At 66.9% G+C, this 8,017-nt stretch carries 7 protein-coding genes; all 7 read left to right on the forward strand.

What is annotated here, in order from left to right:
* Nucleotides 1-95 precede the first annotated feature (95 nt).
* Complete coding sequence (locus tag ABZ717_RS28130) at nt 96-821, forward strand: FHA domain-containing protein (RefSeq protein WP_067603875.1); 726 nt, start codon at nt 96-98, stop codon at nt 819-821.
* Nucleotides 822-1,066: 245 nt separating this feature from the next.
* Nucleotides 1,067-1,612: an FHA domain-containing protein gene (locus ABZ717_RS28135; RefSeq protein WP_358516142.1), complete on the forward strand. Its 546-nt coding sequence runs from the start codon at nt 1,067-1,069 to the stop codon at nt 1,610-1,612.
* Nucleotides 1,609-2,982 (forward strand): Stp1/IreP family PP2C-type Ser/Thr phosphatase, encoded by a 1,374-nt coding sequence (locus ABZ717_RS28140; protein WP_358516145.1) that lies wholly within the window; start codon nt 1,609-1,611, stop codon nt 2,980-2,982. Before ABZ717_RS28135 ends, ABZ717_RS28140 begins: the two co-directional genes overlap by 4 nt.
* A gap of 4 nt (nt 2,983-2,986) precedes the next feature.
* Nucleotides 2,987-4,393, forward strand: a complete 1,407-nt coding sequence (locus ABZ717_RS28145; protein WP_358516148.1) for an FtsW/RodA/SpoVE family cell cycle protein — start codon at nt 2,987-2,989, stop codon at nt 4,391-4,393.
* Complete coding sequence (locus ABZ717_RS28150; protein WP_358516151.1) at nt 4,390-5,850, forward strand: penicillin-binding protein 2; 1,461 nt, start codon at nt 4,390-4,392, stop codon at nt 5,848-5,850. Before ABZ717_RS28145 ends, ABZ717_RS28150 begins: the two co-directional genes overlap by 4 nt.
* A complete protein-coding gene (locus tag ABZ717_RS28155; protein WP_358516154.1) occupies nt 5,850-7,340 on the forward strand; it encodes a serine/threonine-protein kinase in 1,491 nt (496 codons plus the stop codon). The genes ABZ717_RS28150 and ABZ717_RS28155 overlap by 1 nt, the downstream gene beginning before the upstream one ends.
* A 107-nt stretch (nt 7,341-7,447) precedes the next feature.
* The coding region (locus ABZ717_RS28160; RefSeq protein WP_358516157.1) for a protein kinase at nt 7,448-8,017 on the forward strand (570 nt) is incomplete at its 3' end.

Genomic DNA, 8,017 nt, shown 5'->3' on the forward strand with positions numbered 1-8,017 from the left:
CCGGCCCGGTTACGATCGTCTACACATACGGAGTGGAGTACAAAGGGAGGTACCTCGTGGGAGTGCTCCAACGCTTCGAGCGCAGGCTTGAGGGCATGATCGAAGGCACCTTCGCGATGGCCTTCAAGTCGGAGCTCCAGCCGGTCGAGGTCGCGAGCGCCGTTCAGCGAGAGATGGACGAACGGGCCGCCATCGTCGCCCAGGGTCGGACATTGGTCCCGAACGACTTCATCGTCGAGTTGTCGGCCAGTGACAAGGAACGCCTGGAGGTGTACGCCGACAGCCTGGGTCAGGAACTGTCGAAGCTGGCCCGTGACTACGCCACCGAACAGGGTTATTCGTTCGTCGGTCCGGTGCGGGTGCAGTTCCGCTCGGACGAGGGACTGAAGACCGGACGATTCCGGATCCGTTCCGGCGTCGTTCGCGGGAGTCTGGTGGAGGGCGGTGAGCTCCGCCAGCCGGTGGGCGATCCGGCTCCGGGCTCGGCGCAGCCCCAGACGGGTCGTCCTCGCCTGCTGATCTCCCCTGGTGGGGCGACGGCCGAGGGCAACATCGCCAGTCAGGGCATGCAGCAGTCGTTCGAACTGACCACGCCGGTGACCCTGCTGGGTCGCGGTACGGACTGTGACCTGCGCCTGGTGGACAACGGTGTCTCCCGTCACCACGTGGAGATCCGCGTGGACGGTGACGAGGTCATCCTGGAGGACAGGGGTTCCACGAACGGCACCTTCGTCAACGGGCAGCAGGTCAGGCAAGCACGGTTGGTGGACGGTACCCGGATCAGTCTGGGCCGCACCACCATGACCTTCCGCCGCGACTGACCGCTTCCCCGACAGGCCACCGATTCCGACCCCTCCCGGACCGCAACCAACCACCTCGCTTCGGCATCTGAGGGTTCGGGACCGGTGGTGGGCCGACAAGGGACCACTGTCGGAGAATCCGGCCGGGAGGGTAGTCTCCGCGAAGACCTGACCGATCGGGCACAATGGCCGCGGCCGGCTCTGGGTCGCGGACAGCGACCTGGACTCACCGACCCGAAGGTGGGGCAGACACGGTGGCGGCGCCGATGACCGCCACCCCGGCCGAAGCACGACAGGGGCTGAAGAGCAGTTCGATGTCCAACTTGACCCTCATATTGATCAAGATCGCGTATCTCGCGGTGCTTTGGCTGTTCGTCCTCATGGCGGTCGGCGTTATCAGTACGGACCTCTTCGGACAGTCGAAGAGGAAGTCCCGCAAGAAGAAGCCGCGATCGGCTCCGCGTCCCGCGCCGCGTCGTTCCCCTTCCTCCTCTCAGGGGCGTTCACGGGCATCGCGTAACGAGCCCACGGTGCTGGCCGTGACCCAGGGCCCGTTGACGGGGACGACGATCAACCTCTCCTCCCAACCCATCCTCATCGGCCGCGCTCCCGATTCGACGTTGGTCATCACCGATGACTACGCGTCGGGGCGGCACGCGCGCGTTTACACCGAAAGCGGCCGCTGGTTCGTCGAGGACCTCAACTCCACCAACGGCACCTACCTCGGCCAGCAGAAGCTGAACCGCCCCCAGCCCATCACGGTGGGTCAGCCCATCCGTATCGGCAAAACCGTCCTGGAACTGCGCAAATGACAATCGCTCTCCGATACGCGGCGTACTCCGACGTAGGATGCCTCCGCGAAGGCAACGAAGACTCCGGTTACGCCGGCCAGCACCTCCTCGCGGTGGCCGACGGCATGGGCGGGTACGCGGGCGGAGAGGTGGCCAGCTCGATCGCGATCTCGTCGATCCGCAGCCTGGACACCTCCGACGATCCACGGGCCGAAGAGATGGCCGAGGTCCTGCAACAGGCCGTCGAGAAGGCCAATGAGTCCCTGGCCCTCCGGATCCGGCAGGAACCCCAGCTTGAGAACATGGGCACCACCCTGACCGCCATGCTGTGGTCGGGTTCACAGGTCGCCCTGATCCACATCGGTGACTCACGCGCCTACCTCATGCGGGGTTCGCGGTTCGAGCAGATCACCCACGACCACACCTTGGTGCAGACCCTCGTGGACGAGGGCAAGATCACCGAGGAGGAGGTCGCCACCCACCCGCAGCGGTCCCTGATCCTGCGTGCCCTGGACGGCAAGACCCCGGTCGACCCGGACATCTCCATCAGCCGTGCCAAGCCCGGCGACCGTTACATGCTGTGCTCCGACGGGCTGTCGGGCGTGGTCAGCAAGAAGACCATCCACGAGACCCTGGCGACCGAGAGCGACCCGCGCGCGGCCGCCAAGAAGCTCATCGAACTGGCGATCCGCGGCGGCGGTCCGGACAACATCACCACCGTGGTCGCGGACGTCATCGAGACGGACGACGACCAGGAGGGCGCGACCGTCGGCTCCCAGGTCGTGGGCGCCGCGGACCAGCGTGACGTGGCGACGGGCCCGAACGAGACCAGCCCCGCCAGACGGGCGCAGGAGCTGCGCGGCAACGGCGGCGACACCGCCGAGATGGACCCCATCGACGAGCAGGCTCCGCCCCCGCCCGGTACGTACGGCGCTTCTCCCTACGAGGAGCACGCCTACGAGGCCTCGCCCCCTCGTGACCGGGACCCGGAGCCGGAGCCGGAGTACCGGACCCGTAGCTGGTGGCCGATCATCCTCGTCTTCGTCATCGTGGTCGGCGCGATCGCCGGTGGCGGCTACTACTTCGGTAGCCGGTACATCAATGACCAGTACTACGTGGGCGTCTCCGCCGACGGGGAGAACGTCAGCATCTACCGCGGCATCGACACCAACGTCGCCGGGATCGACCTCTCCGAGGAGGTGGAGAGGACCGAGCTCCGGCTGGACTCGCTCGCCCCCACCGACCAGGAAGCCCTCCAGAACAACATCGAGGCGACCGACCTCGCGGACGCCGAGGCGAAGGTCGAGGACCTGCAGGGCGAGGTCGAGAACTCCGAGCAGACCCGGACCGACTCGGGCGGCCAGGAGACCGAGACCGAGGAATCGGGGTGACCCATTGAGCACCACGAAACCTGAGGCACCGACGGCACTTCCGCCGGTCAAACGGCGCAACGCCGAGCTGGTCCTGGTCCTCATCGCCATCGTCATCATGATGAGCGCGATGGCCACGGCCGGGCTGAACCTCAACAACCAGGTCCCGGGCGCGATGTGGGGCTACGGCCTCATCTTCGGTGCGCTCGCCCTCGCCACGCACTTGGCGCTGCGGTTCATCGCACCGTACGCCGACCCCCTGATCCTGCCCTGCGCACTGTTCCTCAACGGGATCGGTGTGGCGATGATCTGGCGCCTGGACGCGGCCGACTCCGGGAACATCGAGCACGCCGGTATCGGCATGCAGCTGGTGTGGACCGCGGTCGGCATGGTCCTGTGCATCGCGCTGCTGTTCTTCCTGAAGGAACCGCGGATCCTACAGCGGTACACCTACCTCACCGCCCTCGCCGCGATCATCCTCATCGCGCTTCCGATGGTCCCGGGCCTGGGCATCAGCGAGTACGGTGCCCGCCGGTGGATCGGCATCGGGCCGTTCACCATGCAACCGTCCGAGTTCGCGAAGATCGCGCTGGTGATCTTCCTGTCCTCGTATCTGGTCACCAAACGGCAGGTGCTGTCGTTGGCGGCCAAGTCGATCAAGATCGGCCGGTTCAAGATCCTGGACCTGCCTCGCGCCCGTGACTTCATGCCGATGGTCGTCGGCTGGGTCGTGGCCATCGGTCTGCTGGTCATCAGCAAGGACCTCGGTTCCTCGCTGCTGCTCTTCGGCATCTTCCTGGCGATGCTGTACGTGGCCACCCAGCGTTCCTCCTGGGTGCTCATCGGTCTCACGGTGTTCATCGGGGCGGCCACCGCCGCGATGTACATCTTCTGGCACTTCCGCCAGCGTGTCGACATCTGGTTCCACGCCTTCGACCAGGAGGTCTACGATCGGGTGGGCGGTAGCATGCAGATCGTCCAGGGCATCGTGGGCATGGCCTACGGTGGCGTGTTCGGTACCGGTTTCGGTGGCGGCCAGGCGCACAACATCTTCGCCGCGGACAGCGACTTCATCTTCGCCTCGCTGGCGGAGGACCTGGGCCTGACCGGACTCATGACCATCCTGATCGTGATCTTCCTTCTGGTCCAGCGCGGTATGCGCGTCGCGCTGGCCTCCCGTGAACTCTTCGTCAAGATGCTGGCGAGCGGTATCGCGTTCGTTATGTGCTTCCAGGTGTTCGTGGTGCTGGGCGGCCTGACCAGGATCATTCCGTTGACCGGTATGACCACGCCGTTCCTGGCCGCGGGTGGTTCCGCGTTGATGGCCAGTTGGCTGATGATCGGTCTATTGCTCCGGATGAGCGACAACGCGCGCAGACCCGCGCCACAAGCCATCCAGGACGAGGGGGCCACACAGGTGATCCGACGATGAACACACCCATCCGACGCCTCAGCGTCTTCTCGATGATCCTGTTCGGTGCCCTGATGCTCCAGCTCACCTGGATCCAGGGCTTCCAGGCCGAGGCCATCCGAGACCACTCTCTCAACACCCGCCAGTACAGCGAACGGCTCACCGAGATGCGGGGACCCATCGTCGTCGGTGGGGAGAACGTCGCCTACTCCGAGAACATCGCCGCCGAGGACGACCCTGCCCGCTACCAGCGCGTGTACGAGGGCGGTCCCCTGTACACGCCGGTGGTCGGTTCCTTCCGCAGCTACGGCGCGGACGGCATCGAGAAGAGCGAGAACGCGCTGTTGGACGGCACCGACGACCGGCTCGCGGTGCGCAACTTCCGCGACGTCATCACCGGCCGTGAGCCCGAGGGCGCGCGCGTCGAACTCACCATCGACCCCGCCGTGCAGCAGGCCGGTTACGAAGGCTTCGAGCAACTGGGCATGAACGGTGCCGCCGTCGCGATCGACCCGAGCAGCGGGGCGATCCTCGGCTCGGTCTCCTACCCCTCCTTCGACGCCAACGAGGTCGTGAGCATCGAGGAGATCACGGACGCGGTCACGAACTTCGACGCCTTGGCGGCCGACGAGAACCAGCCGCTGCTCAACCGGGCGCTGAGGGAGCGCTACCCTCCGGGTTCCACGTTCAAGGTCGTGACCGCCGCCGCGGCCATGGAGCACCTGGACGCCGGCCCGGACTCCACCATGGACGCTCCGGACACCCTGGAACTCGGTCACCCGCTGCCCAACGCCACCCCTGGTGGTACGTGCAACGGCGGGGATCCCGACACCCTGGCGCACTCCATCCAGATCTCCTGCAACACGTCGATGGCCAACTGGGCCATCGAGATGGGCGGTCAGGCCCTGGCGGACCAGGCGGAGGCCTTTGGGTTCCACCCGCAGGTCACCGAGGACGAAATGCAGGTTCCGCTGCCGGTCATCCCGAGCTACGCGCCCGTGGAGGAGGACCGCAACATCCTGGGCCGCGCGGGCATCGGTCAGTCCAACGTGGAGGCGACGCCGCTGCAGATGGCGATGGTGGCCGGGGGCGTGGCCAACTCCGGTGAGGTCATGCACCCGTACATGGTGGACTCGGTGCGCGACTCCGACCGCACCGTCGTCACCCAGACCACCCCCGAGGTCTACAGCCAGGCCATGAGCGCCAGCACCGCGTCCGACCTGACGGACATGATGGTCCGGGTGACCGGACCGGACGGATCCGGAACCAACGGAGCCATCCAGGGCATGGACGTGGCCGGCAAGACCGGTACCGCCGAGACCGGCGGAGAACAGGGCACGCACAACTGGTTCATCGGGTTCGCCCCGGCCGACGACCCCCAGGTCGCGGTCGCGGTCGTCATCGAACACGGTGGCGGCAGCGGTGGCGAACTGGCCGCGCCGATCGCGCGAAACATGATGGAGGCAGTGGTTCTGTAGTGAACGCCTACGAACCGTCTTCCCGGAACGGTCCCGGTGACCTCACCGGGACCGTTCTGAGCGACCGATATCGGCTTGAGGAGCAGATCGGCTCCGGCGGCATGGGCACCGTGTGGCGGGCGACCGACACCCTGCTCAACCGTTCGGTGGCGGTCAAACTGCTTCACCCGGCCCAGATGGCCGAACCGACCGCGCGTGAACGGTTCCGCACGGAGGGCCGGATCACCGCCGGTCTGTCCCACCCGGGGATCGCACAGGTCTACGACTACGGCGAGGAGCACGGGCGTGCCTTCCTCATCATGGAGCTCGTGGTCAGCGAACCCCTGTCGCAGGTACTACGGGAACAGGGGGGACTGAGTTCGGACCAGACCCTCGACTTCGTGTGCCAGGCGGCCAAGGCGCTGGCCGCGGCGCACGCCCGTGGCGTGGTGCACCGGGACATCAAGCCGGGCAACCTGTTGGTGACCGAGGACGGACAGCTGAAGCTGACCGACTTCGGCATCGCACGCGGGGACATGTCGGTGACCCTCACCCAGACCGGCATGGTGATGGGCACGGCCCAGTACATCTCACCGGAGCAGGCGTCGGGACGACCCGCGACCGCGGCCTCCGACCTGTACGCGCTGGGTGTGGTGGCCTACGAGTGCTTGGCCGGGCAGCCGCCGTTCACCGGGGACAGTCCGGTGGCGTTGGCACTGGCGCACACGCGCGACGATCCGCCCTCCCTGCCCGAACACGTCCCCGCGGACATCGACGACCTCGTCTTCTCCATGCTGGAGAAGGACCCGGAGGATCGACCCTCATCCGCCGGGGAGGTCGCGCACCTGGCCGCGGTGATCCGCTCCAACGCCGGTACCGGACCACCCACCCCCTCCACCGGCTTCAACGGCATGGCCCAGACCAGGGTGGTCGGCGCGGTGCCCGATTTCGGTCCCCGTAGCGGCGCCACCGATCAGGTACGGCGAACCACCGGTCAATCTCCCGTAGCCCCTGATCAGGGCATGGATTCCACCAGGCTGGCGGAGAACCCGGACTCCGGTCGGCGGGTCAGGATGCCGGTCGTGCTCGCGGCCGTGGCCGCGACCGTCCTCATCGTGGGTGCGGCGGTGGCCGGGTTCATGATGGGTGACACCGGGACCGAACCGGTCAACAACAGCAACCAGCCGGCCGTCACCGACGAGTCCCCCGATTCCAGTCCCAGTGAGGAACCGGAGGAGACCGAGACACCCGAGGCCCTCGATCCGGTCCCGGACACCCCGGAGTGGACTCCGCCCCCTCAGGACTGGGACCAGACCGAGTCCCCGCCTCCTGGTGAGGGTGAGGAGGAATCTCCCCCGCCAGAGGACGACGTCACCGATCCACCAGAGGACGACGTCACCGATCCGCCCGAGGAAGAGGAACCCGGCGGAGAGAACCCGGGCGGAGAGAACCCCGGCGGAGGTGGCGGCGGGGGCGGAGGCGGCGACGGTAACAACGGGGAGGGACCCTGATTCCACTGCGAAGACCAGAGCCTGTGACCATGCAATGAGCGAGAGATGCTCAGGGTAGGCGGCGGCCCGCGGGCGGCCACCGGAAGACACGAGGATTAGTGCACGACATGTCCCAGCCCCGGCTCCTCGGCGGACGCTACGAGCTCGACACGGTTGTCGGGCGCGGTGGCATGGCCGAGGTATACCGCGCTCGCGACCTGAGGCTCGACCGGCTCGTCGCGATCAAGACCCTCCGACACGACATGGCCCGGGACCACGTGTTCCAGGCGCGGTTCCGCCGCGAGGCCCAGTCCGCGGCGTCCCTGAACCACCCCGCGATCATCGCCGTCTATGACACCGGCGAGGACATGATCGATGGCGTGTCCATCCCGTACATCGTCATGGAGTACGTGGATGGTCGGACGCTCAAGGAACTGCTCGACGACGAGCGCAAACTGCTGCCGGAGCGTTCGGCGGAGCTGGTCGACGGCATCCTCAAGGCCCTTGAGTACAGCCATGACAACGGCATCGTGCACCGTGACATCAAGCCGGCGAACGTCATGTTGACCCGCAACGCCGACGTCAAGGTGATGGACTTCGGCATCGCCCGGTCCATGGGCGACGACCAGGCGACGATGACGCAGACGTCGCAGGTCATCGGCACCGCTCAGTACCTGTCGCCGGAACAGGCTCGCGGC

Origin of the sequence: Nocardiopsis sp. NPDC006832, assembly GCF_040635885.1 — a bacterium.
In the GTDB taxonomy this organism is placed as follows: Bacteria; Actinomycetota; Actinomycetes; order Streptosporangiales; family Streptosporangiaceae; genus Nocardiopsis.